Source organism: Hahnella aquatica (SeqCode) (genome assembly GCF_965194505.1).
GTDB lineage: Bacteria > Pseudomonadota > Gammaproteobacteria > Burkholderiales > Burkholderiaceae_A > Hahnella > Hahnella aquatica.
In genome coordinates, this window is the sequence record NZ_OZ239144.1 from 25,152 (window position 1) to 49,275 (window position 24,124).

Sequence of the window (24,124 nt, forward strand, 5' to 3'; positions counted from 1 at the left end):
ATCTCACAAGGCCTCGAGCCGGCAGCCACAGTCGGCCTGGCTCTCCAGGAGGTGGGCGGCCAAGGCCGCGGGGGGCAGGTGCTTGTAGGTCAGGGCCTTGAGCAGGAGGGGCAGGCTCACACCGGCCACGCCGGCCGCATCGGCCCCGCCGGCTGCATCCGGAGCCGGCGAAGAAAGCCAAAGGCTGGCCCCATTGGAGGGCGTGGCGCCGTGCAGGTCGGTGAGCAGCAGCACCGCCTTGGGCGTGCCGGCTTCTTGCCAGGCGGCCTGGATGCGCTCGCAGACATGTTCCTTGCGTTCTTCGCTCAGGACATCGATGGCGATGACATCGGCCAGGTGCTGATGAAACCCGTGGCAGGCCACGGCGTGCAGGGCAGAGGCCAGCGGCGCATGGCAGACCAGAATGATCTGCGTGGGCATGGCGGGGTTTTCCGACGCAGCGCTGGCTTGGCTCACAGCAGGCCCTCCAAGCGGGTGATGAAATGCTCGGCCACATCAAAGCCCGTTTGCTGGGTGATCTCTTGAAAGCCCGTGGGGCTGGTGACATTGATCTCGGTGAGGTGGGCACCGATGACATCGAGACCCACCAGAAAGAGTCCCCGTGCGGCCAAGGTGGGGCCGAGGTCTGCGGCAATGGCATGGTCCTGCTCGGTGAGCGGCTGGGCGCGGGCCCGACCACCGGCGGCCAGATTGCCGCGCGACGCACCGGCCGGGGGAATGCGGGCCAGGGCATGGGGCACGGGCTCGCCATCGATGAGCAGGATGCGCTTGTCGCCCTCCACAATCTCCGGCAGGTGCCGTTGCGCCATGATGGCGCGCTCGCCCAGGTTCGTGAGCAGCTCGAGGATGACCGGCAGGTTGGGGTCGGCCGCCTCGGTCACGAAAATCCCGGACCCACCCATGGCATCGAGTGGCTTGTAGACCACCTTGGGGTGTTCCTGCGCGAAGGCGCGCAGCTGCGCAATGTCGGCACTGACCAGTCCCGGTGGCCCCCACCGTGTGAACTCAAGGGCCGAGAGCTTCTCCCCGTGGTCGCGCAGGGCCTGCGGACGATTCACCACGCGCACGCCCATGCGCTCAAAGACCTCGAGCAGCTGGGTGGCCACGAGGTAATTCACGTCGAACGGGGGGTCCTTTCGCATGAGGATGAGGTCGATGTCCTCGGGCTCCAGGCTGGCCTCTTGAAGTGCGGACCACCAGGGCTCGGCAGAGGAACTGCTGGTCACGTTGGCCTTGATGGTGATGGCGGTGGCCGTGATGCTGGGCTGCGCAGTGGGCCCGTTGGCCCGGCAACGGAGTTGGTCTGCTGTGGCGGCCCAGAGGGTGTGGCCCCGTTGTTGGGCCGCCCGCATCATGGCGAAGGTGGAGTCCTTCTCGAGCTTAAAGCCCGCCAAGGGGTCGGTGATGAAGAGCAGGCGGGCCATGGCTTGGGAACAGGGGGCGCCCGGAGGCGTCAGCTCGGGTTCTGTGCTGCGGGGTGGGTGGCTTCGAGCTCACGTGAGGCCGCGAGCAATGCAAGCCGAGAGATCACCCCGTAGAGATACAGGCGGTTGGGCATGGCGTCGGGCTCTTCATGCGGCAGTGGCTGCTGGCAGCCGCTGACAAACGGCAGGGGCACGAACTTGGCACCCGGGGCATTGAGGTTTTGGTCGGGCCCTCGGGTGGCATGCACCCGATAGAAGCCGCCCACCACGTACTTGTCGATCATGTAGACCACGGGCTCGGCCACCGACTCGCCTTCGGGCTCTCGCACGGTCTCAAAGGAGTGGACACCCTCTTGCACCAGCACGTCGGAGACGCTCTGGCCTTCCTTGATGACTGACATCTTGTTGCGCTGCTTGCGGTTGAGCCTGAGGATCTCTGAGGGATCCTTGATGGTCATGATGCCCATGCCGTAGGTGCCTGCATCGGCCTTCACCACCACATAAGGGGTCTGGCCAATGCCGTGCTCTTGGTACTTCAGGCGGATTTGGTCGAGCACCTGCGAGACCTTCTCGGCCAGGCACTCCAGGCCAATGCCCGTCTGAAAGTTCACGCCCTGGCAATGGTCGAAGTAGGGGTCGATGAGCCAGGGGTCGATCTGAAGGCGGGATGCAAACTCCTGGGCCACGGTGCGGTAGGCCGCAAAGTGCTGCGACTTGCGGCGCGAGGCCCAGCCGGCATGCAGAGGAGGGAAGACACGTTGGCCCTGCAGGCCTTGCAAGATGCTGGGCACGCCGGCCGACAGGTCGTTGTTGAGCAGGATGAGGCAGGGGTCAAAGCCCGCGAGCCCGAGGCGCTCGCCCGTTCGAACCAGGGGTTCGAGCACGATCTGGTGCGGCTCGCCCTGGGCGTGGTCCACCGCGATGGGCGTGGGCTCGGTGATCTCCGGCAGCAGGCTTCCAATGCGAACCTCCAGGCCGGCCTGGCGAAGAATGTCGGTGAGCCGGGCCACGTTGCTCAGGTAGAAGGTGTTGCGCGTGTGGTTCTCTGGGATGAGCAGCACCCGCCGAATGTCGGGGCAGTGGTGCTCAATGGAGGACATCATCGCCTGCACGGCCACCGGCCGGGCCGAGGCCGAGAGGTTGTTAAAGCCGCCGGGGAACAGGTTGGTGTCGACAGGGGCGAGCTTGAAGCAGGCATTGCGAAGATCGACCGAGCCGTAGAAGGGTGGCTGATGGCTGCGCCACTGCGCCCGAAACCAGTGCTCAATCTCGAGGCTCTGCGTGAGCACACGGCGCTCCAGCGCAAGCAGGGGCCCGCACAGGCTGGGCTGAAGGTCTGGGGTGATCACGTTCGACATGGCCGGACATTGTAGCCTTCGGCCATGAAAAAGCCTGCGATCCGTCAGGGCATCGCAGGCTGGAAAGTGGCCGGGGGACTGGCCACGAGGAGAATGAAGCAGTTACATGTAGTACGCCTTCTCACCGTGAGAGCTCACATCGAGGCCCTCACGCTCTTCCTCTTCCGAGACCCGCAGGCCCATGACCAGCTTGACGATGAAGAGGGCGACGATGGAGACCACCCCAGAGAGGATTACCGTGGTGATGACTGCCTCGGTCTGAATGGCAACCTGGGCGCCAATCGAGTACTCGCCGACCTTGTCTGCCACATAGTCAAACACCCCAGTGCCTCCGAGTGAGGGCGCGGCAAAGACACCCGTGAGGATGGCGCCGATGATTCCACCAATGCCGTGGATGCCAAAGACATCGAGCGAGTCGTCAGCCTTGAGCAGTTTCTTCAGACCCGTCACACCCCAGAGGCAGACGAATCCTGCGACCAGACCGATCACCAATGCACCGGTAATCCCCACAAAACCAGCCGCAGGGGTGATGGCGACCAGACCAGCGACCGCGCCCGAGGCAGCACCGAGCATGGAGGGCTTGTCACGGAAGATCGACTCGCCCAGGGTCCAGGCCACGATGGCAGCAGCGGTCGCAAAGAGCGTGTTTGTCACGGCCAGGGCTGCCACACCCGTTGCCTCAAGGTTCGAGCCGGCGTTGAAGCCAAACCAGCCCACCCAGAGCATGGCCGCACCAACCATGGTCATCACGAGGTTGTGCGGGGGCATGGGCTCTTTACCGTAACCAACTCGCTTGCCCACCATGTAGGCAGCCACGAGACCTGCGATACCTGCATTGATGTGAACCACCGTGCCGCCAGCGAAGTCGAGCGCCCCTTTGGCCCAGAGGGCACCAGCGGCCGCAACAACCGCTTCAAACGACTTGGGGTCGCCGACCTTGATTGCATCCGGGCCATCCCAGTACCAGACCATGTGGGCGGTGGGAATGTAAGCAAATGTGAACCAGATCACCAAAAAGAGCAGCACGGCACTGAACTTGATGCGCTCGGCCACCGAGCCGACAATCAACGCACAGGTAATCGCAGCGAAGGTGCCTTGGAATGCCACGAACATGAGCTCGGGGATGACCACGCCCCGACTGAAGGTTGCTGCAACCGATTCGGCCGTGATCCCTGCCAGAAAGGCTTTGTCGAAGCCGCCGAAGAAGGGGCTCCCGCCTGTGAAGGCAAGTGAATAACCGTAAATGGCCCAAAGTACGAAAATCAGTGATGCGCCGACCATGACCTGCATCAGCACCGAAAGCATGTTCTTGGCGCGAACCAGACCACCATAAAAGAGTGCAAGGCCCGGCACAATCATTGAGAGGACCAAGACGGTGGAAAGCATCATGAATGCGGTGTCACCCTTGTTGGGTACTGGTGGGGGTGGGGGTGCTGCGACGGCTGGGGCGTCTGCGGCGAAGGCAACCGTTGCCATGCCCACCGCACCAGCCACGGCCAGCGCAGGGCGGGCCAGGGAGGAGAGAGAAATTTTCATTGGAGCCTCGTTTCGTATGGAGTCAGATCAGAGCGCGTCTTTGCCGGTCTCGCCGGTGCGGATGCGAATCACGGATTCGAGTGAGGTGACGAAGATTTTTCCGTCACCGATCTTGCCCGTGCGGGCCGCTGTTTCAATGGCCTCGATGGCGCGTTCCGCCAGTTCGGTGGCCACGGCCACCTCGAGCTTCACCTTTGGCAGGAAGTCGACGACATATTCGGCGCCACGGTAGAGCTCGGTGTGACCCTTTTGACGGCCAAAGCCCTTGACCTCGGTCACGGTGATGCCCTGCACGCCGATGGCCGAGAGGGCTTCCCGGACTTCATCGAGCTTGAAGGGCTTGATGACTGCAGTGATGAGTTTCATAAGCATCCTCGTTGGTTAAGAATGGGCCGCAGGGATCCGCGGCCCGGGGGTTTGGGTTAGAAGGATTTGGAGAGGGAGAGGACAACACCGCTCTTTCGGACGTCTTTGACAGCCCCTGAGGCCGCTGTTTTCGCAGCTCTCGCTAAATCACCCGAGTTATCGACATAGTCCAGCGCAAGACCGAAACCGTTGAGTTCAGTGGTAACTCCGATTTTGAAATCCGTTCCGGAATCTGCCGTATTTCCCTCGCCGTTTGCATAGCCGGCATGCGCGTAAACCGACGTGGTGTCGTTCAGTGGGAGAGTAAGAGTGAGATCTGAGTAGAGGTGTCCCTTAGAGTCTGTGACGCCAAAGTATTTGGTGGTGGCATATGAATTTTTGAAGCTCAATGGACCGTAGCCAACGCTGAAATAGATTTCGTTCGTGTGAGGCTTTGAACCAGTTCCTGTGAAGTCGGTGTAGTAGTAGTAAAGATCGCCGATGTCAAAATCCAACCCCATGCTTGAGAAGGTGTACCCAACGAACAAATTCGTCTCAATGTCTCTGTCGGTGTAAAGGGAATGGTTCAGGCTAGAGCCCCACACGCCGCCATAAAGACCGCTTGCATGGTTAACATTTATCCCAGCTTGTAGTGCGGGGTTGAGATTTGATTCAGAGCTGCCCCGGAATCGATAGTCGCTGGTGAAAGTTACTGAGCCCGAAATTTCAAAATCCGGCGCGGGTGCCTTCGGATCAGCAGCCAAGGCGGTGGTGGCGGCACCAGAGGTCAGCGCAGCCAGGGTGACAGCAAGCAGTGTTTTTTTCATTTTGTGTGGCTCCAAGTGGGTTTTAACGTGGAACTGTTTAGCGAAAGCCGTGCCACCCTGGAAACCCCTTAAATGACCCGAAAACGCCCCAAAATCGTGAGGTTTCCGAGTGTTTGCGCCCTCGCCCCGCACTTCATTGGTGCGACATTGGTGCATCGTCGTGCTTGCGCACCAGGCCGGTGCGAGTGGGAACAGGCGCCGAACGGTGGTCTTGAGCGGGTGGGCCGTGCTACCGTTTGAGCCATGACCAAGTTCTCCATGCCTCCCCTGCCCCCCGTCTTTGCAGAGTTGCAGCAGAAGGTCACCGACCTCATGGCCCAGGGTGCAGAGGGCCCGAAGGCGGAGGCTGAGAAGCACCTGCGCACGGCCTTGGCCGCGGCGATTGATCGGTTGGACTTGGTGAGCCGCGAAGACTTCGACCAGCAGCAGGCCGTGCTCGAGCGCGCATCGGCCAAGCTCGCCGAGTTGGAGGCCCGATTGGCGGCCTTCGAGTCGGCTGGCCGCGCCACGTCGCCCTCTGCGCCCCCCGCGTCACCCCCCACCACCAACTGACTTAACACTTGCTTGGCAGTGGTCATCGGCTGCCCGGCCAATGACCAAGCGTCTGGTGGCCAATCGAGCGGGGGCCTTGCCAGACTCGCCCCATGTCGATTGCCACTGTGGCCAGCCGGAGCCTGTCCGGCCTCACGACCTCCCCCGTTCGCGTGGAGGTGGACCTCTCCCCCGGCCTGCCCAACCTGATCATCGTGGGTCTGCCCAGCACCGCCGTGCGGGAGGCACGAGAGCGGGTGCGGGCCGCCATTCAGAACGCGGGCTTCTCCTTTCCGAGCGCACGCCGCGTGACGGTCAACCTTGCGCCGGCAGACCTGCCCAAAGATTCCGGCCGGTTCGACCTCGCCATTGCCCTGGGCATTCTGGCGGCCGAGGGCCAGATTCCTCCCGATGCCTTGCAAGGCCGCGCATTTGCAGGCGAGCTCTCGCTCTCGGGAGACCTGCTGCCGATTCGGGCGGGCTTTGTCTTTGGCCTCTCAGCCCTGGCGGAGCCGGGCTTGCGTCAGCTCGTGCTCCCTGCAGCCAATGCCCGCGAACTCGCCCGCCTGGAGGCAGGGGATCGAATTGTTGTGGCCGCGCACCTCGCCGAAGTCGTTGCGGCCTTGAAGGGCGAAGGCGATTGGCAGTCGGTGCCGATGCTGCCCGCACATGCTGCCGGGGCGTCCGCGCGGCCGGCCGAGGACGCACCGCTTGCCTGGGAGGACATCCAAGGCCAGGCGGAGGCCAAACGTGCAGCGCTTGTGGCTGCAGCCGGTGGCCATCGGTTGCTGCTGGTGGGCCCGCCCGGTGTGGGCAAGTCCATGGTGGCCCAGCGCATGCCCAGCCTGCTGCCGCCCTTGTCTGCCCAGGCCGCTTGCACGGTGGCCGCCTTGCAGAGCCTGCAGCAGGGCACGCCCGTGGAGGCCTTGGCGGATTGGGGCCGCCCGCCGTATCGGGCGCCCCACCACAGCATTTCCATGGCCGCGCTCATTGGGGGTGGCCAGCCCATTCGGCCCGGTGAGTTGTCTTTGGCCCATGGCGGGGTGCTCTTCTTGGATGAGCTGCCGGAGTTCAATCGGGCTGCGCTCGAGGCCCTGCGTGAACCCCTGGAGACTGGCGAGGTGCGTGTGGCCCGTGTGCACGACCGGCAGGTGCTGCCTGCGGCGCCCTTGCTGGTGGCCGCCATGAACCCCTGCCCCTGCGGCTTTTATGGCGCCAATCACCTCACCCGCCACTGTGCCTGCAGCCCGGATCAGGTGGCCCGGTATCGGGGTCGGCTCTCAGGCCCCCTGCTCGACCGCTTCGACCTGGCTGTGCAACTCGCCTGGCCAAGCGCGACGAGGGCCCGTGCCGAGGCCCAGGCCTATGCCCAGGCCAGTGGACATGCGCCCCCCAGCGCCGAGGATGTGGCGCGCGCCCATGCCCGGGCCATGGATCGGCAGGGCTGCCTGAATGCGGCCCTGCCGGTGGGAGACCTTCGCCTGCATGCGCCGCTGCAGGACACGGCCCAGCGGCTTTTGGCCCAATCGGCCGAGCACCTGGGCTGGAGCCTGCGGGTGCAGCATCGCCTCACCCGGGTGGCCCGAACCGTGGCCGATTTGGCCGACCTGCCCGATGGCGCGCCGCTGGGGGTCTCGGAGGTGGCCGCGGCCATCAGCCTGCGGCGTGCGCTCGATCCTCCGGCGGCCCTGCGCGCCGGATGAGCCAGAACAACGCGGCCACCTGACCCAGCACCCACACGCCCACACCCGCCCGCATGGCCTGCGGCCCCAGCAACCCCCAAGCCTCAAAGCCATCGATCAACAGGCCCACTCCCCACTGCACCAGGAATGCTCCCAGGAAGATTAAGAAGTTGAAGCTCGTGGTGGCCCGGCCCGAGAGCTGGTCTGGGAAGGACTGTGCAAAGCGGGTGTAGCTGAGCGTGGTGGTGCCACCCGCCAGAAAGACGAGCATCCAGCCAAGCCATGGGTGTGGCCAGGCGCCCAGCACGGCCAGGGCACTCATGCTGGCCATGGCCAGCAAGCCCATGCGCATGAGGCCCTCCAGGCTCCAGCCCCAGTCGGCCGCGCGGCTGGCCAGCCAGGCCGTGAGCAAATGACTGCCCATGACCGTGGCGGTGATGATGAAAATGCCCAGGGCCGCATCCGCAGGCGACTGCCCTTCGACCACACGGAACCAAGGCCCCATCCACAGTCCGTGCATGGCCAAAAGCCCGCCGTAGGTGATGAGACCAAAGGGCATGAGCCGCCGAAACTCTGGGTGGGTCATGACCGTGACCAGGCCCGCGCGGGCATCGGCCCAGAGCCGCGCAGTGGGCTGCTCGGGCGCAGGCACCGGGGGCAGGCCAAAAACAATCGCGGCCCAGGCCAGGCCAAAGCAGATCGAGAGCAGCCAGAAGATCTCGCGCCAGCTCAGCCAGCCCAGGGCCCACTCCACGGGCAGCGTGGCGCACAGGGCACCGAAGGAGCCAATGACCAGCATGGTGGAGGCCAGGGGTGCCTGCAATGACATGGGCAGGGCAAGCCGATAGGCCTTGTAAGAGGCCATGAGACAGGCTGACACGCCCATGCCAATGAGGGCGCGGCCCAGCCACAAGAGCCAGAAGGACTCCGCCAGCGCGCTCAGCATGCAGCCCAGCCATGCGAGCAGCAGGAGGCTGCCCTCCACCCGGCGTGGTCCGTAGCGATCGAGGAGCAGCCCGACGGGCAGCTGCATGGCGGCAAAGGCCACCAGGTAGGCGCTGGTCAGCAGCCCCAAGGCGCCGGCCGAGAGGCCAAGCTCCTCCACGAACGCCGGCGAGAGCACCGCATTGATGGTGCGCAGGGCATAGGAGAGGGCATAGGCCAGGCCAAACGGCCAGACGAGTGCCGCAATCGACCAAGTGCTGGGCCGTGCCTGCATGAATGCGCTCGGGGGCTACTGCGCGGGCACGCGAAGGCTGTCGAAGAACTGCTCGATGGCCTCCTGGTTGCGCTCAGACTGTGGCCCAGCCACCAGCGCCTCGACCACCACGCCGGCCTGCACGACGGTGGTCATCTCCAGGAAGGCGGGCATCGGCGGCTGGTTGGCCTCCACGGGCATCTCGCCCGTGGCCCGAAAGCGCGGGCCCTTGACGCTGGCATCGTCCACCGTGGCGCGAAGGTTGCGCAGCATCGCCGCCTCCAAGGCCTTGCGCATGCCCTCCAGCAAGGCGGCAGATGCGGGCTTTCCAGACAAGCCCAGTGGCTGGGCCACGCCCATGGTGAACCGGGTCTCACCGACCTTGGCGGCATGCAGGCGCAGTGAAATGAGTTGTTCGCTGCCATCGGGCAGGGTGAGGCTCACTTGGCGGGTGACCTCTACGGGCTTGCCTGGTAGCGTGACCGACCAGCGACCCTCGGGGTCTCTCACCATGCGCCAGTCGTGGGTGGGCGAGCAGCCGGTGAGCCAGACAATGCCCGCCAGCAGGAGCGGCCATCCGAGCCGAGAGACAATGGACATCTGCACCTGCATCTGTGTAACCCCCAAGAGCGAAGGAGTGTAGCCCAGTGATCCGATTCATGAGCAAGGCCGCGGCATCATTTGTGATGACCGAGGAGGTGGCCCAGCAGGTCTTTAAGGCGCTGGGTGAGGATGGCCACGTGCCGGGGATCTGGGTGGTCGATCGCCTGCCCGAGGTGATTGCGGCAGCGCAGTCTGCGAAGGCGCAGGCCAAGCAGCAGGATGCCCAGACCGAGGCGCAGTTGGAGGCGGGCTTGGAGGCCTTGCAGTCCAAAGGGGCCCTGCCCGATGCGGCCCTTGGTGCCAGGCTCGTGGGGCTGTCTCGCCGGCTTGTGCCTGTCTTGGAGATGCTCGAGCGCGCACGCGTGGCGGGTGAACCGGTGGTCTGGGAGCGGAACTAGCCCAGCACAGTGGCCAGGCGAGACCGGGCGTCTCGGTCGGAGACCTTGGCGCGTTGGGCATAGTCGGCCAACTGGTCTTCGCCAATCGGGCCCAGGTTGAAGTACTGGGACTCTGGCCGCCAAAAGTAAAAGCCACTCACGGCCGAGGCCGGCAGCATGGCCAGGTTCTCGGTCAGTGACATCTGGATGTCTTTTGCCTGCAGGACTTCAAAGAGCGCAGCCTTCACGCTGTGATCTGGGCATGCGGGGTACCCCGGGGCCGGCCGAATGCCTTGGTAGCGCTCGGCGATGAGGTCTTCGTTGGAGAGGCCTTCCTCGGGCTGGTAGGCCCAGAACTCGGTGCGCACCCGTTGGTGCAGGCGCTCTGCGAAGGCCTCGGCGAGTCGGTCGGCCAGGGCCTTGACCAGAATGGCGTTGTAGTCGTCGCCCTTGGCCTCGTAGTCGGCAGCCAAGGCATCGGCACCATGCACGCCCACGGCAAAGCATCCGATGTAGTCCGGCACCTGGGCCTCGGTGGGGGCCACGTAGTCGGCCAGGCATTTGTTGTACTCGCCGCTGGGCTTTTCTGTTTGTTGCCGCAGGCCATGCCAGGTCAGCACCGGGGTGGAGAGGGATTCATCGGCGTAGATGGTGATGTCTTCTGGGCCCGTGCGCCGTGCGGGCAACAGGGCCAGGACACCATTGGCCGTGAGCCGGCGGCCATCGATGAGCTTGGCCAGCATGGCCTTGCCATCGGCATAGACCTGTCGGGCCTGCTCGCCCACCACGGCATCTTCCAGAATGGCGGGGTAGGGGCCGGCGAGGTCCCAGGTCTGGAAGAACGGTGTCCAGTCGATGGTGGCCACGAGCTCTTCGAGCGGATACGACTTCAGCACACGACGGCCCATGGCCTTGGGCACGGGGGCGGCCGTGAACTCGATGGTGGGCGCATGGGCGCGCGCCTGGTCGAGCGTGAGCATCTTGGCTGCGGCCTTGGCGGCATGGCGCTCGCGCAGCTTGGCGTAGTCACGGATCACCTCGCCCAGGTAGGCGCCCTTCTGGGCTGAATCGCTGGTGAGCGCCTGCGCCACGGGCACAGACCGTGAGGCATCGGGCACCCAGATGACGGGGCCCGAGTAGTGCGGGGCAATCTTCACGGCGGTGTGGATGCGTGACGTGGTGGCCCCACCGATCAGCAGTGGAATCTGTTTGCAGCGGCACCATTCATCCCGCTCCATCTCGCGGGCCACATGAGACATCTCCTCGAGCGAGGGGGTGATGAGGCCCGACAGGCCGATGAGGTCTGCGTTGTGCTCCTTGGCGGCCTGCAGAATTTGTTGGGCGGGCACCATGACCCCGAGGTTGACGATCTCGAAGTTGTTGCACTGGAGGACCACCGACACAATGTTCTTGCCAATGTCGTGCACGTCGCCTTTGACGGTGGCAAGAATCATCTTGCCCTTGGCCTGCGAGGTGCCACTGGCGGCCTGTTCGGCCTCAATGAAGGGCACGAGGTGGGCCACGGCCGCCTTCATGACCCGGGCAGACTTCACCACCTGGGGCAGGAACATCTTGCCCTCTGCGAAGAGATCGCCCACCACATTCATGCCGCCCATGAGAGGCCCTTCGATGACCTCGATGGGCCGGCCACCACGGGCTTCCACGGCCGCTCGAACGGCCTCGGTGTCTTCCACAATGAACTCTGTGAGGCCATGCACCAGGGCATGCTCGAGCCGTTTCTCGACCGGCAGCTCGCGCCAGGCGAGCTTCTCCTCGTCGCGTTTGGCACCGCCCTTGAGTTGCTCGGCAAACTGAATCATGCGCTCGGTGGCGTCGGGCCGGCGGGCCAGCACGATGTCCTCGACGTGCTCGCGCAATTCTGGGGAGAGGTCTTCGTAGACGCCGAGCTGGCCGGCATTGACGATCCCCATGGTCATGCCCGCGCGCACCGCGTGGTAGAGGAAGACGGTGTGAATGGCCTCGCGTGCGGGGTCGTTTCCGCGGAACGAGAAGCTCACATTGGAGACGCCGCCCGAGACCTTTGCATGGGGCAGGTTCTCGCGAATCCACTGGGTGGCCTCGATGAAGTCGATGGCATAGCGGTCGTGTTCTTCAATGCCCGTGGCAATGGCGAAGATGTTGGGGTCAAAGATGATGTCTTCGGGGGGAAAGCCCACCGTGTCGGTGAGCAGGCTGTAGGCCCGCGAGCAGATGGTCTGTCGGCGGGCCAGCGTGTCGGCCTGACCTTGTTCATCGAAGGCCATGACAATCACGGCAGCACCGTACTTGCGGCACAGCCGGGCCTGCCGAACGAACTCGGCCTCGCCCTCTTTCATGGAAATGGAGTTGACGATGGCCTTGCCCTGAACGCATTTCAGGCCAGCCTCAATCACGCTCCATTTGGAGGAGTCGATCATCACGGGCACGCGGGAGATGTCCGGCTCCGAGGCAATCAGGTTGAGGAAGCGGGTCATGGCGGCCTGGGAGTCGAGCATGGCCTCGTCCATGTTCACGTCGATCACCTGGGCGCCGTTCTCCACCTGCTGCCGGGCCACGTCCACGGCCTTCTCAAAATCACCCGAGAGAATCAGCCGCGCGAACTGCTTGGAGCCGGTGACATTGGTTCGCTCGCCCACATTCACGAAAAACGAGGTCTCGTCGATGTTGCAAGGCTCCAGGCCAGAGAGCCGCAGCTTCGGCGCGACCTTGGGCACGGTGCGCGGCGTGTAGGCCGAGACGGCCTTTGCAATGGCTGCGATGTGCTCTGGCGTGGTGCCGCAGCAGCCCCCCACCACGTTCACCCATCCTGCATCGGCGAACTCTTTGAGGAAGCCCGACGTGATGGGCGGTGTTTCATCAAAGCCCGTGGGCGCCATGGGATTGGGCAGGCCGGCATTCGGATAGATGCAGATGGGCACATCTGCGAGCTTGGAGAGCTCCTCGACATAGGGCCGCATGAGGGCGGCTCCGAGTGCACAGTTCAGGCCAATGGTGATGGGCCGCGCATGACGAACGCTGTTCCAGAAGGCTTCCACGGTCTGGCCCGAGAGGATGCGGCCAGAGGCGTCTGTCACGGTGCCCGAGATCATCACGGGGATGCGTTCACCGCGGGCCTCGAAGAGGCTCTCGATGGCAAAAATGGCGGCCTTGGCATTGAGGGTGTCGAAGATGGTCTCAATGAGCAGAAGGTCCACGCCGGCCTCGATGAGTGCCTGGGCCTGCTCACCATAGGAGGCGGCGAGCTCATCAAAGCTCGTGTTGCGCGCGCCCGGGTCGTTGACATCGGGCGAGATGGAGGCGGTGCGGGGCGTGGGCCCCAGGGCCCCAGCCACAAAGCGGGGGTGGTCTGGCGTGCTGAATCGGTCGCGGGCGCGACAGGCCAGCTCGGCCGAGGCGATGTTCATCTGGCGGGCCAGGCCTTCGAGGTGGTAGTCGGCCTGGGCCACCTGGGTCGCGCCAAAGGTGTTGGTCTCGATGATGTCGGCCCCGGCCGCGAGGTAGGCTTCGTGGATGCCCTGAATGATCTGGGGCTGGGTGAGGCTCAGCAGCTCATTGTTGCCCTTGACATCGATGCCGGCGTCGGTGGCCGCAGCCAGTGCCTGCGCAGCGTCTCCCGTGAGGGCCACGGCGGCATTGCCCTCGAGCCCCCGATAGGCCTCTTCGCTCAGGCGATGCTGCTGGATCATCGTGCCCATGGCGCCATCGATGATGAGAATGCGCTGGGCGAGTGCAGCCCTCAGCCGCGCAAAGGCGGCCGACTCCTGAAGCACGGGTGCGGAAGGGGTGTGGTCGGCGGGGGTCAAGCCCGCGATTATAGGCGCTCCAGCCAGTGCGAGAGCCCGTCTGCGTTGAGCCGAAGGTCGAGAGCCAACACCTCGCCAAGGGATTTCTCATCGAGGGTGACACCCATGGCTCGGGCCTGGCCGCCAATGAGCTGGTGGAGGTCGGCCTCAATGGCCTTGGCGCGACCCTCGCCATGGTCTCGTCGGGCCAACGCAATGGCGGTGTACTGGTCCACCTGTTTGAGCAGCTGCGCCCCCGCGGCCTGGACATCCCTCACCTGGGAGTAGTGGGTCAGGTAGACGGCGGGCGGCTTTGCGGCCATGACCCTCGAAATCGAGGCCTTCAATGGCTCGGGCTCGAACTGGGTGGGCGGGCAGGTGACAAAAATGAAGGAGCCATTGGGTGTGTCGAGCTCGCGGTAGGAGATGCCAAAGGTGTCTCCAGTGAAGATGCCGCCCGTTTGTGTGTCCTGGATGAACACGTGGTGACGGGCGTGGCCCGGGGCATCCCAGAAGACCAGCTCTCGGCCGGCCAGAGAAATGCTGGCCCCTTCGGGGGTGGTGATGATGCGGTCTTCTGCCACTGGCGAGAGGGGCCCGTATTCGCGAAGGGCCATCTCTTCCCCATAGACCGCACAGACGGCTGACCAGAGCTGGCTTGGGTCGAGCATGTGGCGAAGGCCACGTGGGTGCACGGTGAGCTTGGCCTTCGGGCAGGCCGCCATGAGGGCGCCTGCACCGCCTGCGTGGTCGAGGTGAACATGGGTGAGCACGATGAAATCCACGCAGTCTGGGGAGAGCCCCAGTGTGTTCAAGGCGGCCAGGGTGCGGGGCACCGAGCGCTCAGTGGACGTGTCGATGATGGCCACGCGCCCTTTCTCGACGAGCAGGTGTACGGCATCGAGCTCGTCGCGCAGGTAGCCCGAGTCGACGGCATGGATGCCATGGCCAAAGTCGCGCAGGCCAGTGGCCCGCAATGGGTAGTCGTCATGGTGGTGAATGCGCATGTGAAAACTCCCTTTTAAGAAGAATGGGTTTCAGAGAGGATGGACTCGGCCGCGCGCGCGGCAATGAGCATGACCGGTGTGTTGGTGTTGCCGGAGGTGATCAGTGGCATGGCCGAGGCATCCACCACCCGAAGGCCCGCCACGCCGCGCAGCCGGCAGTCGGAGTCGAGCACCGTGCGCGGGTCGTCGGCATGACCCTGGGCGCTGATGCGACCCATGGTGCAGGTGCCCACCGGATGAAAGATGGTGGTGCCGAGTTCGCGGGCCGCCTGCGCGAGCTGCGCCTCGGTGGTTCGGTCTGGGCCTGGCAGGAATTCCTCTGGCGCATGGGCGGCCAGGGCTGGTGAGGCCATGATGGCGCGGGTCTGCTCGAGGCCTCGGATGCTGGCCTGCAGGTCCTCCTCGGTGGAGAGGTAGCGGCAGTCGATCTTGGGCGCGGCCAATGGGTCGGGCTGCGTGATGGCCACCACCCCTCGCGAGCTCGGCCGCAGGTAACAGACCGAGGGCGTGATGGCATCGAAGGGATGCAGGGGCTGGCCAAAGGCTGGCAGCGACAGCGGCTGCACATGCCACTCGAGGTCTGCGCTCTCCACACCTGGATGGCTCTTGCCAAAGGCGCCGAGCGTCGAGGGTGGCATGGTCATGGGCCCACGCCGAAACAACAGGTAGTCGAGGCCCATCTTGGCGCGCCCCCAGGGGCTGCGATAAAGGCCGTTGACCGTGGTGGCATGGCGAACCTTGTAGACCGTTCGAATCTGCAGGTGGTCTTGCAGGTTCTCGCCCACCCCAGGGAGGTCGGCCACGATGGGGATCTGATGCGATCGCAGCAGCCCGGCCGGGCCAATGCCCGAGACCTGCAGCAGCTGTGGCGAGCCAATGGCACCGGCCGAGAGGATCACCTCCTTGCGCGCCGCAACCGAGACCTTGTCGCCGTTGTGCAGCACGGTGACCCCGCAGGCACGTTGGCGCGCCCCGGTCCAGGCACCTGCGGAGGCGGGGGCCTGATCCAGGCTGCAGAACTGCAGGCCCAGGGCCTGGGCGTGGGTCCAGATGGTGAGGTTGGGTCGATGGGCGATGGGATGCAGGAAGGCATCGGCCATCGACCAGCGGCGTCCTCTGCGCTGGGTCACATGGAAATAAGCGCTGCCGAAGTTGTCGCCCCGGTTGAACTCGGCAATGGCGGGGATGCCCTGCTCTTGGGCGGCGCGCTGCCAGGCCTCCAGGATGGGCCAACGCACCCGCGGCGATTCCACACGCATTTCCCCGCCCTGCCCGTGCCAGGGATTGGCGCCTTCGAAGTAATCCTCGAGCGACATGAGCGTGGCGAGGGTCTGGCCCGAGCTTGCCGTGCCCCAGGCCCATCGGTCATCACCTGTGGCCGCCTGCCAGCGGGCGTAATCACTGGCCTGCCCGCGCATGTAGATCATGGCGTTGATGGAGGAGCAACCTCCAATCACACGGCCGCGGGCATAGTGAATGCTGCGGCCATCCAGGCCTGGGTCTGGTTCGGTCTTGAAGCACCAGTCGGTTCGTGGGTTGGCAATGGTGAAGAGATAGCCGACCGGCACCTTGATCCAGAACCAGTCGTCGGGCCCGCCCGCCTCGAGCAGGAGCACCCGGTGGGCGGGGTTGGCGGAGAGACGATTGGCCAGGAGGCAGCCCGCGCTGCCGGCGCCCACGATGACGTAGTCGAAGCTGGTCTGCTGCGCCGGGCCAGTCATGTAGGACGGCTCATGCAGGGCTCCTTGCGTTGGATGCAAATCGAATGGCCTCGGGATAGGGAAAGACGTCGTCGAGCAGGCCCTGCCGAATGCGGTGCTGCTGCTCCGACCAGAAGGAGGCCTGCAGCAGGTCTGCGTGATGCCTCATGAATGCCCCCCGAAGCTTGGGCAGGCCGAGCAAGAAGCGACCGAACTCTTCGGGGAATACGTCATTGGGGCCCACCGTGTACCAGGGCTCACTGGCCATCTCGTCCTCGGGGGTTCGGGGCTCGGGAATGGTTCTGAAGTTGCACTCCGTGAGGTACTGGATCTCGTCGTAGTCGTAGAACACCACACGCCCTTGGCGTGTGAGGCCGAAGTTCTTGTAGAGCATGTCGCCCGGAAAGATATTCGCAGCCACGAGCTGCCGTATGGCGTCTCCGTACTCCTTGATGGCATGGTCGATCTGCGCATCGGTGGCCTGCTCGAGGTGCAGGTTGAGTGGCACCATGCGCCGCTCAATATAGACATGCTTGATGATGACGCGATCGTCCTGAAACTCGATCATGCTGCGCGCCTGCTCCAGAATTTCATCGATCAAGGCCTGGTCGAAACGCGCGCGAGGGAAGTCCACATTGGAATACTCCCAGGTGTCGGCCATGCGGCCCACCCGATCGTGAAGTTTCACGAGTTGGTACTTGGACATGATGTGCTCTCGGCTGACATCCTTTAAGCGTTTGTCCTTGATGATTTTGAAGACATACGGAAACGAGGGCAGGGTGAAGACCAGCATGACCAGGCCCTTGATGCCCTCGGCGAGCTGGAAGCGGTCGCTCGAATGTTTGAGGTGGTGCAGCAGGTCTCTGTAGAACAGGGTCTTGCCCTGCTTCTGAAGGCCCAGCATGGTGTAGAGCTCGCTCTTGGGCTTGTTGGGCATGATGCTGCCCAGGAACTGGACATAGGCCGAGGGCACCTCCATGTCCACCATGAAGTAGGCCCGCGAGAACGAAAAGAGCAAGGAGATCTGTTCGCGGTCGAGCAGGATGGTGTCGATGCGAAGCAGGCCTTGATCCGATCGCAGAATGGGCACCACAAAGCCAAAGGGCTCGCCATCGTTGATGATGCGACCAATCAGGTAGGCCCCCTTGTTGCGAAAGAACAGGCCGCGAAGCAGGTGAACCTGAAGGTCTGATGCGGCCTTAAATGGCCGAGGCATCTGCTGGCAGATGGCCGCCAGCACCAGCCGCAGGTCGCGATCAATGTTCTCCCAAGGGCTGGCCATGCCGATGTCCACGGCCATGTCCACGAGGGCCTGGCGGATGCCGCGGGCCCGCGGATAGTAGACCCGATAGGACGGCGGGTCGGAGTCGAGGTAGTCGGTGGCCACGGCCGGCCGCACAAAGAGGGTCTCGTTTCGGAAGTACTCGCGGTCGAGGAGTCGCGTGGTCACGGAGTTGAAAAAGGTCTCGGCGAGTTCAGGCTGCTTGTGGTTGGTCAGCAGCATGATGGTGGCCTTCTTGACCTCGGGCCAGACACCCTTGGACTGAAGTTCTTCCTCAAAGAGGGTCTCCAGGTGCTTGCAGGCCTCTTCGACCCGTTGGTCGTAGAAGGCAATCCGCTCACGTGCAAGCCGACGAATGGCCTGGTAGCTGCCCGATTCAAAACAGGTCTTGGCCTGTTGGGCGTTGTAACGAAAGAGGCCGTAGTGCCGATCAAAGCCCTCCAACAAGACGCGGGCGATGGCCAGGGCAGACATGGCTAGCCGTGCAGCGTGAAGCCCTGGGTCACGCGAGAGCGGTCACGGGCCACGCTAAAGAGCAGGCCCATGCCAACCCCCAGTGTGACCATGGCGGTGCCGCCGTAGGACAGGAAGGGCAGTGGCACGCCCACCACGGGCAGGATGCCGGTGACCATGCCCAGGTTCACAAATGCATAGGTGAAGATGATGAGTGAGATGCTGGCCGCGAGCAGGCGCCCGAAAAGCGTGGGTGCGCCAAGCGAGATCCACAGGCCTCGAAGCACCACACCCAGGTAGAGGGCGAGCAGGAGGATGGCGCCCAGAAAACCAAACTCCTCAGCAAAGCCAGAGAAGACAAAGTCGGTGGCCCGTTCAGGAATGAATTCCAGCTGGGTCTGGGTGCCCTGCATCCAGCCCTTGCCGAAGATGCCGCCGGAGCCCACGGCAATCACCGACTGAATGATGTGAAAGCCTTTGCCCAAGGGGTCTCGCATGGGGTCGAGCAGGGTGCAGACACGCTGACGCTGGTACTCACGAAGGCCTGGCCAGTCCACCCCGGGCCCACAGGCCGTGTCGCCAAGGGCCACCAGCAGAATGATCCCGCCCACCACCACCACGGCAGCCACCAGCAGGAGTCGCCAGGCAATCCCGCTCAGGTAGAGGACGAAGAAGCCCGAGGCGCCCACCAGAATGGCCGTGCCCAGGTCGGGCTGCTTGAGAATGAGGGCCACTGGAACGACCAGCAGCAGCACCGGCAAGATCCAGTCGCGCCAGCCCTTGAGGCCCTCGCGCTGGTGCACCAGGGAGGCGAGCATGAGTGGCATGGCGATCTTCATGAGCTCGGAGGGCTGGATTCGGGTGATGCCAATGTTGAGCCAGCGTGTGGCGCCCTTGCTGGTCTCGCCCACGAATTCCACGGCGAGCAGCAGCACCACGCCCAACAGGTACAGGGGCACGGCGGCCTTCTGAAACTGCATGGCCGGAACCTGGGCGAGCACCACCATGAGCGTCATGGACAACAACAGGTTTCGAACATGGCCCATGAACCGCTCGGGGTCGTCATGGCTGGCGCTGTAGACCGCAAAAAGGCTCACCACAAAAATGCCGACCATGGTCCAGAAGAGGGGCTGGTCGAGTCGATCGAACCGCTGCTTGAGCCAGAAGGTGACGGCCCGCCAGCCTGTCTGGGCCTTGCGACGCTCGATGCTGTTCATGGCTGGGCCACGCCAGGGTTGAGCGCCACGGTGGATTGCCCGTGGGCCTGTGTGCTCACCAGCGGCTTGATGGGTGCGGGTGTCGTGGGGGCAGGCGCGGTGGGTGTTGCTGGTGAGGGCTGCGACCGCGTGACGAGCAAGAAGTCGAGCACCTTTCGTGCAATCGGTGCGGCTGCTGCCGCACCGAAGCCACCGTTCTCAACCACCACCGCCAGGGCCACCTTTGGGGCGTCGGCGGGTGCGAAGGCCACGTAGAGCGAGTGGTCCCGCAGCCGCTCGGCCACACGGCTCTCGATGTACTTCTCATCCTGTTTCACACTGAAGACCTGCGAGGTGCCTGTCTTGCCGGCAACCTGGTAGGGCGTGCCGGCCATGACCCGTGCCGAGGTGCCGGAGGCATTCACCTCGACCATGGCCTCGGTTACAAAAGCAATCCATTCCGGATCCAGTGCGAGGGTGGAGTCGACCACCGCGGACAGGGGGATGTACGAGCCATCGTCGGCCTCGATGGCGCGCACCAAACGCGGCTGCATGAGCTTGCCGCCATTGGCAATGGCCGCGGTAGCGCGGGCCAACTGCAGCATGGTGAAGGCGTTGTAGCCCTGGCCGATGCCAATCGAGGGCGTTTCACCCGTGAGCCAGGCCACGCCAAAACGCTTCATCTTCCAGTCGCTCGAGGGCAGGATGCCGGCCACCTCGCCCTCCATGTCGATGCCTGTTCGTTGGCCAAACCCAAAGGGCGCGATGTACTTGTAGATGCCATCCACGCCCATGTCCATGGCGAGTTTGTAGTAGTAGGTGTCGCTTGAGACGACGATGGATTTCTTAAGGTCGACCCGACCATGCCCCTCGGGCCGGGAGTCTCGGAACTTGTGGCTGCCGAGCATGAAGTAGCCCGGGTCTTGGATGGTGTCGCTGGGCTTTCGCTCCCCCGAGGCCAGTGCGGCCAGGGCCATGAACGGCTTGTAGGTGGAGCCGGGCGGATAAATGCCGCGAAGGGCCCTATTGAGCATGGGCTTGTCGAGCGAGGCATTGAGGCTCTCCCAGAGCTCGGGATCGACGCCATCCACGAAGGCATTGGGGTCGAAGTTGGGCTTGGAGACAAAGGCGAGGATCTCTCCGGTGTTGGGCTCCATGGCCACCAGGGCACCCCGGCGATTGCCAAAGGCGGCCTCCACGAGTTGCTGCAGGCCGAAGTCCACGGCCAGCTGAATGTTGCGGCCGGGCACGGCGGGCTTGACGCCGAGCTCTCGGATGATACGACCGCTGGAGGCGATCTCGATTTGCAGAAAGCCGATGTCGCCCTTGAGGATCTTCTCGTAGCTCTTCTCGATGCCCAGCTTGCCAATGTGCGAGACGCCCGCGTACAAGGCGGCCTCTTGTTCCCGCTCGAGCCGTTCTTGATCAAAGCGAGAGACCCGGCCGATGTGGCCCAGCAGATGAGACGACGACTCGCCATACGGGTAGCCGCGAATGGGGCGCCGCTCGATGCGCACGCCGGGCAGCTCCTCGATGCGAACGGCCACGCGGGCCACCTGGTCATCGGTGAGCTTGGTCTTGAAGGCGATGGGGTCGAACTTGCGGGCGCTGGCCAGGTCGCGCTTGAAGCGACGAATGTCTGCGGGCGTGAGGTTGAGCAGGGGTGTGAGCTTTTCGATGAGCGGGTCGACATCGCCCTTGATGCCTGGCTCCAACTCCACCGAGAAGCCTGCATCATTTCGCGCCAGCACCTCGCCGTAGCGGTCGAGAATGAGCCCTCGGGGGGCCTGCATGGGCAGCAGGGCAATTCGATTGTTCTCGGCCTTGATGGCGTAGTCCTGGTGCTGCCAGACCTGCAGGGTGGCGAATCGAAGGCCCAGCAGCCCAATGCAGATGGCCACCACAATGGCCGCAACGGTCACCCGTTTTCGAAAGTCGGAGGTGGACCGCGTTTCAGTGACCATGTCAGAGCGAGGTCTTTGGTGCCTTCACAGGCCGGCGGCCCGGCCTGCGTTTGAGAATGATGAGCAGAACACGGTGGGCGATCAGCCAGCCCAGGGTGTTGGCAATCGACTGCACGACCAGCCAGCCGGTGAGCGGGGTGCCCTCCGCAAGCCAACGAATGAGTGCGCCAGCCAGCAGGCAGACCATGAAGAGCCCAATGATGTGCATGGACTGCCCTGCCACGCCAAAGCCCATGAGCCGTCGGTGCAGCGACACGGCCCCATAGGTGAGCAGCGAGTAGATCAGGGCATGCTCGCCCAAGAGCACGCCGCTGTGGGCATCCATGACGAGGCCGAGCACCCAGGCGAGCCCCAGGCCCATCTTGCGCGGCGCCTGGGCCGCCCAGAAGACCAACAAGGCGGCCACGGCGTCTGGCAGCGGCAGGTGCGGTGGCCAGGGCAGCAGGTTGAAGGCCACGGCCACCAGAAAGCTGTAGAGAATCAGTTGGAGCGATGGCTCCCGGGCCAGGGTCTCGCCGCGATTCATGGCTGATTGGCCTTGGGAGGGGCAGCGGCAGCTGCGGGCTTGGCCGGCGGATTCGGCGTCGGTGCGGCGGCCACGGCGGGGCTGTCCTGCAGCACCAGCACTTGCTGCTGCAGGGCCGCCGATGCAATCGGCTTGGCCAGAATGAGCGGGAATGATGAGGCCTCTCGTTCCATCACGGAGATGATCACTCCCACGGGCAGCCCTGGGGGATACACGCCGTCCAAGCCCGAGGTCTGCACGGTGTCGCCCACGGAGATGTCCGCAGCCAGGTTCACGTGGCGCAGCTCGAAGGAGTCCTCTCCAGGAACGCCCTGGGTCAGGGCCCGCACGCCCACCCGAGGCAGGTAGACCGGGACCTGCAGCTGCTTGTCGGAGAGCAGCCGAACCTCGGCGCTCATGGGAAAGACGCGGCTCACTTGGCCAATCACGCCCTGGCTGCTCAGCACGGGCGAGCCCTTCGTGATGCCGTGCTCGAGCCCGCGGTTGATGACCACGAGGTCGTGCAACGGGGAGGGTCGTGCAGAGCGAATCTCGGCCACGATGCTCGGGCGGTTCAGTGGCTTTGCGAGGCCCATGAGCGTTCGCAGGTTGTCGTTCTCTGCCCTCAACTGCTCCATGGCCAGCAGGGTTTGTGCCTGCTCGATTTCCTTTTGTTCCATCTGGCCCACGCGCTCGCGCAGGCTACGGATGCTGGTCATGTGCTCGACCGATGAGATGGCCGCATCTCGCGGAAGCATGAGGAGTTCGCTGATGGGATAGAGCACGGCATTGATGCCCTGTCGCAGCGGCTGGGCAAAGCCCAACTGAAAGTCGAGCTGCATGAGTACGGCGGCGGCCGCCACAGCGACGATGAGTCGGATGCGGGCCGACAGGCCCTGGTGAAAGAGTGGCGGCGGTGTCTGAGAGAGGGCCAAGATCCGGTCGTGGCGGGGTCTACTCGGTGGAAAGAACAGCACTCAGTTCATCGATTCGCTCGATGGCCTCACCACAGCCACGCACCACGCAGGCCAGCGGATCCTCGGCCACATAGACCGGCAGGCCAGTCTCTTCGGCAAAGAGTCGGTCGAGGTCGTGGAGCAACGCACCACCGCCGGTGATGACGATGCCGCGCTCGGCAATGTCGGCCGCCAATTCGGGCGGCGTGTTCTCCAGGGCATTCTTGATGGCCACCACGATCTGGCTGATGGGGTCGGTCAGGGCCTCGAGGATTTCGTTGCTCGAGACCATGAAGCTGCGGGGAATGCCCTCGCTGAGGTTGCGGCCACGCACTTCCATTTCACTGGCACTGCTGCCAGGGAAGGCAGAGCCAATCTCTTTCTTGATGGCCTCGGCGGTCTGGTCGCCGATCAGCATGCCGTAGTTGCGGCGAATGTAATTGACGATGGCCTCATCGAACTTGTCGCCACCCACGCGAATGGAACTGGAGTAGACGAGGCCGCCCAAGGAGACCACGCCGATCTCGCTGGTGCCCCCACCGATGTCGACCACCATGGAGCCGCGGGGTTCAGAGATGGGCAGGCCTGCGCCGATGGCTGCCGCCATGGGCTCTTCAATGAGGTAGACCTGGCTGGCACCGGCTGAGAGGCCGGACTCGCGAATGGCCCGGCGCTCCACCTGTGTGGAGCCACAGGGCACACAGATGATGACCCGCGGGCTCGGTGAAAAGAGCTTCTTGGGGTGCACCATCTTGATGAACATCTTGAGCATCTGCTCGGTGACGGTGAAGTCGGCAATCACGCCATCCTTCATGGGCCGAACCGCCTCGATGCTGCCTGGCACCTTGCCCAGCATTTGCTTGGCCTTGGTGCCAACGGCCTCGATGGTCTTCTTGCCGCCGGGCCCGCCCTCGTATCGGATGGCCACCACCGATGGTTCATTGAGGACAATGCCTTTGCCGCGCGCATAGATCAGGGTGTTGGCAGTGCCGAGGTCGATGGCCAAATCTTGGGCGAAGAAACCGCGTAACGAACCGAGCATGTGGGGATCCGGGTGAGTCAGTCAGAGAATGAGGATAATCAAAGGTTTAATTATCCACATTTCTACCGTGACCCTCACGCCAGACGCACTCGACAAGCTTGCCAGGCTCTCTAAATTGGCCCTGGACCCAGACAAGGCTGAGGCCCTTCGAGCCTCGTTGTCCGACATTGTCGGCTGGGTCGGTCAGCTGCAGTCGGCGCCGGTGGGCGATCTGGCGCCAATGGCCCATCCGCACGACCTGCCCCTACGCCTGCGCGACGACCAGGCGGCATCGCTGCCGGAACGTGACCGCCTGCTGGCCAATGCGCCGCAGTCAGCAGAGGGCCTTTTTCTGGTGCCTCGGGTGGTGGAGTGAG

Annotated in this window: 21 protein-coding genes; 4 read left to right on the forward strand and 17 right to left on the reverse strand. The window is 64.1% G+C overall.

The window, feature by feature from the left end; translation table 11 throughout:
* Positions 1-3: 3 nt before the first annotated feature.
* The 6 genes from AC8GDA_RS00110 to AC8GDA_RS00135 all read right to left on the reverse strand — a co-directional run bounded on the left by AC8GDA_RS00110 (position 4) and on the right by AC8GDA_RS00135 (position 5,490).
* Complete coding sequence (locus tag AC8GDA_RS00110; RefSeq protein WP_506556303.1) at positions 4-456, reverse strand: PTS sugar transporter subunit IIA; 453 nt, start codon at positions 454-456, stop codon at positions 4-6.
* Entirely contained in the window at positions 453-1,424 is a 972-nt protein-coding gene (gshB, locus tag AC8GDA_RS00115) for a glutathione synthase (RefSeq protein WP_506556304.1), read from the reverse strand. The genes AC8GDA_RS00110 and gshB overlap by 4 nt, the downstream gene beginning before the upstream one ends.
* Before the next feature lie 29 nt (positions 1,425-1,453).
* The gene (gene gshA, locus AC8GDA_RS00120; RefSeq protein WP_506557239.1) at positions 1,454-2,770 is read right to left on the reverse strand and encodes a glutamate--cysteine ligase; all 1,317 of its coding nucleotides are present in this window, start codon (positions 2,768-2,770) and stop codon (positions 1,454-1,456) included.
* Between the two features lie 114 nt (positions 2,771-2,884).
* Entirely contained in the window at positions 2,885-4,318 is a 1,434-nt protein-coding gene (locus AC8GDA_RS00125) for an ammonium transporter (RefSeq protein WP_506556305.1), read from the reverse strand.
* A gap of 27 nt (positions 4,319-4,345) precedes the next feature.
* On the reverse strand, positions 4,346-4,684 hold the full coding sequence (locus AC8GDA_RS00130; protein WP_506556306.1) for a P-II family nitrogen regulator: 339 nt from the start codon (positions 4,682-4,684) through the stop codon (positions 4,346-4,348).
* A gap of 56 nt (positions 4,685-4,740) precedes the next feature.
* Positions 4,741-5,490: a TorF family putative porin gene (locus tag AC8GDA_RS00135; RefSeq protein WP_506556307.1), complete on the reverse strand. Its 750-nt coding sequence runs from the start codon at positions 5,488-5,490 to the stop codon at positions 4,741-4,743.
* Between the two features lie 243 nt (positions 5,491-5,733).
* Here AC8GDA_RS00135 and AC8GDA_RS00140 point away from each other — a divergent pair, with 243 nt between their 5' ends.
* Positions 5,734-6,042: an accessory factor UbiK family protein gene (locus tag AC8GDA_RS00140; RefSeq protein WP_506556308.1), complete on the forward strand. Its 309-nt coding sequence runs from the start codon at positions 5,734-5,736 to the stop codon at positions 6,040-6,042.
* 92 nt (positions 6,043-6,134) lie between these two features.
* Positions 6,135-7,724: a YifB family Mg chelatase-like AAA ATPase gene (locus AC8GDA_RS00145; RefSeq protein WP_506556309.1), complete on the forward strand. Its 1,590-nt coding sequence runs from the start codon at positions 6,135-6,137 to the stop codon at positions 7,722-7,724.
* Here the strand turns inward: AC8GDA_RS00145 and AC8GDA_RS00150 are convergent.
* Positions 7,675-8,922 carry an MFS transporter gene (locus tag AC8GDA_RS00150; RefSeq protein WP_506556310.1) on the reverse strand — a complete coding sequence of 416 codons (1,248 nt, stop codon included), beginning with the start codon at positions 8,920-8,922 and terminating at the stop codon, positions 7,675-7,677. The genes AC8GDA_RS00145 and AC8GDA_RS00150 overlap by 50 nt on opposite strands.
* A 15-nt stretch (positions 8,923-8,937) precedes the next feature.
* Complete coding sequence (locus AC8GDA_RS00155; RefSeq protein WP_506556311.1) at positions 8,938-9,501, reverse strand: hypothetical protein; 564 nt, start codon at positions 9,499-9,501, stop codon at positions 8,938-8,940.
* A gap of 47 nt (positions 9,502-9,548) precedes the next feature.
* Here AC8GDA_RS00155 and AC8GDA_RS00160 point away from each other — a divergent pair, with 47 nt between their 5' ends.
* The gene (locus AC8GDA_RS00160; protein ID WP_506556312.1) at positions 9,549-9,902 is read left to right on the forward strand and encodes a DUF1840 family protein; all 354 of its coding nucleotides are present in this window, start codon (positions 9,549-9,551) and stop codon (positions 9,900-9,902) included.
* Here the strand turns inward: AC8GDA_RS00160 and metH are convergent.
* Genes metH through AC8GDA_RS00205 form a run of 9 tightly spaced genes read right to left on the reverse strand, consistent with a single transcriptional unit; the run spans position 9,899 to position 23,768 of the window.
* On the reverse strand, positions 9,899-13,651 hold the full coding sequence (metH, locus tag AC8GDA_RS00165) for a methionine synthase (protein ID WP_506557240.1): 3,753 nt from the start codon (positions 13,649-13,651) through the stop codon (positions 9,899-9,901). The genes AC8GDA_RS00160 and metH overlap by 4 nt on opposite strands.
* 41 nt (positions 13,652-13,692) lie before the next feature.
* A complete protein-coding gene (locus AC8GDA_RS00170) occupies positions 13,693-14,670 on the reverse strand; it encodes an MBL fold metallo-hydrolase (RefSeq protein WP_506556313.1) in 978 nt (325 codons plus the stop codon).
* 14 nt (positions 14,671-14,684) lie between these two features.
* Positions 14,685-16,391 carry a GMC family oxidoreductase gene (locus AC8GDA_RS00175; RefSeq protein ID WP_506556314.1) on the reverse strand — a complete coding sequence of 569 codons (1,707 nt, stop codon included), beginning with the start codon at positions 16,389-16,391 and terminating at the stop codon, positions 14,685-14,687.
* Positions 16,392-16,401: 10 nt separating this feature from the next.
* Positions 16,402-18,126, reverse strand: coding sequence for a bifunctional isocitrate dehydrogenase kinase/phosphatase (gene aceK, locus AC8GDA_RS00180; protein WP_506556315.1), 1,725 nt, complete (start codon positions 18,124-18,126; stop codon positions 16,402-16,404).
* 2 nt (positions 18,127-18,128) lie between these two features.
* On the reverse strand, positions 18,129-19,322 hold the full coding sequence (rodA, locus tag AC8GDA_RS00185) for a rod shape-determining protein RodA (protein ID WP_506556316.1): 1,194 nt from the start codon (positions 19,320-19,322) through the stop codon (positions 18,129-18,131).
* Positions 19,319-21,265 carry a penicillin-binding protein 2 gene (mrdA, locus tag AC8GDA_RS00190; RefSeq protein ID WP_506556317.1) on the reverse strand — a complete coding sequence of 649 codons (1,947 nt, stop codon included), beginning with the start codon at positions 21,263-21,265 and terminating at the stop codon, positions 19,319-19,321. The genes rodA and mrdA overlap by 4 nt, the downstream gene beginning before the upstream one ends.
* Before the next feature lies 1 nt (position 21,266).
* Positions 21,267-21,791, reverse strand: coding sequence for a rod shape-determining protein MreD (mreD, locus tag AC8GDA_RS00195; RefSeq protein WP_506556318.1), 525 nt, complete (start codon positions 21,789-21,791; stop codon positions 21,267-21,269).
* Complete coding sequence (gene mreC / locus AC8GDA_RS00200) at positions 21,788-22,705, reverse strand: rod shape-determining protein MreC (protein ID WP_506556319.1); 918 nt, start codon at positions 22,703-22,705, stop codon at positions 21,788-21,790. Before mreC ends, mreD begins: the two co-directional genes overlap by 4 nt.
* A 19-nt stretch (positions 22,706-22,724) precedes the next feature.
* Complete coding sequence (locus AC8GDA_RS00205) at positions 22,725-23,768, reverse strand: rod shape-determining protein (protein WP_506556320.1); 1,044 nt, start codon at positions 23,766-23,768, stop codon at positions 22,725-22,727.
* 67 nt (positions 23,769-23,835) lie between these two features.
* Here AC8GDA_RS00205 and gatC point away from each other — a divergent pair, with 67 nt between their 5' ends.
* Positions 23,836-24,123: an Asp-tRNA(Asn)/Glu-tRNA(Gln) amidotransferase subunit GatC gene (gene gatC, locus AC8GDA_RS00210; protein ID WP_506556321.1), complete on the forward strand. Its 288-nt coding sequence runs from the start codon at positions 23,836-23,838 to the stop codon at positions 24,121-24,123.
* The last annotated feature ends 1 nt before the right edge of the window (position 24,124 follow it).

Coding starts and splice junctions, on each gene's coding strand:
- aceK (WP_506556315.1), bottom strand. CDS start 18,126: ATGTCTGCCCTGGCCATCGCCCGCGTCTTGTTGGAGGGCTTTGATCGG.
- mrdA (WP_506556317.1), bottom strand. CDS start 21,265: ATGGTCACTGAAACGCGGTCCACCTCCGACTTTCGAAAACGGGTGACC.
- AC8GDA_RS00205 (WP_506556320.1), bottom strand. CDS start 23,768: ATGCTCGGTTCGTTACGCGGTTTCTTCGCCCAAGATTTGGCCATCGAC.
- gshB (WP_506556304.1), bottom strand. CDS start 1,424: ATGGCCCGCCTGCTCTTCATCACCGACCCCTTGGCGGGCTTTAAGCTC.
- AC8GDA_RS00175 (WP_506556314.1), bottom strand. CDS start 16,391: ATGACTGGCCCGGCGCAGCAGACCAGCTTCGACTACGTCATCGTGGGC.
- AC8GDA_RS00135 (WP_506556307.1), bottom strand. CDS start 5,490: ATGAAAAAAACACTGCTTGCTGTCACCCTGGCTGCGCTGACCTCTGGT.
- AC8GDA_RS00125 (WP_506556305.1), bottom strand. CDS start 4,318: ATGAAAATTTCTCTCTCCTCCCTGGCCCGCCCTGCGCTGGCCGTGGCT.
- AC8GDA_RS00140 (WP_506556308.1), top strand. CDS start 5,734: ATGACCAAGTTCTCCATGCCTCCCCTGCCCCCCGTCTTTGCAGAGTTG.
- AC8GDA_RS00155 (WP_506556311.1), bottom strand. CDS start 9,501: ATGTCCATTGTCTCTCGGCTCGGATGGCCGCTCCTGCTGGCGGGCATT.
- AC8GDA_RS00145 (WP_506556309.1), top strand. CDS start 6,135: ATGTCGATTGCCACTGTGGCCAGCCGGAGCCTGTCCGGCCTCACGACC.
- AC8GDA_RS00150 (WP_506556310.1), bottom strand. CDS start 8,922: ATGCAGGCACGGCCCAGCACTTGGTCGATTGCGGCACTCGTCTGGCCG.
- mreD (WP_506556318.1), bottom strand. CDS start 21,791: ATGAATCGCGGCGAGACCCTGGCCCGGGAGCCATCGCTCCAACTGATT.
- AC8GDA_RS00130 (WP_506556306.1), bottom strand. CDS start 4,684: ATGAAACTCATCACTGCAGTCATCAAGCCCTTCAAGCTCGATGAAGTC.
- AC8GDA_RS00170 (WP_506556313.1), bottom strand. CDS start 14,670: ATGCGCATTCACCACCATGACGACTACCCATTGCGGGCCACTGGCCTG.
- rodA (WP_506556316.1), bottom strand. CDS start 19,322: ATGAACAGCATCGAGCGTCGCAAGGCCCAGACAGGCTGGCGGGCCGTC.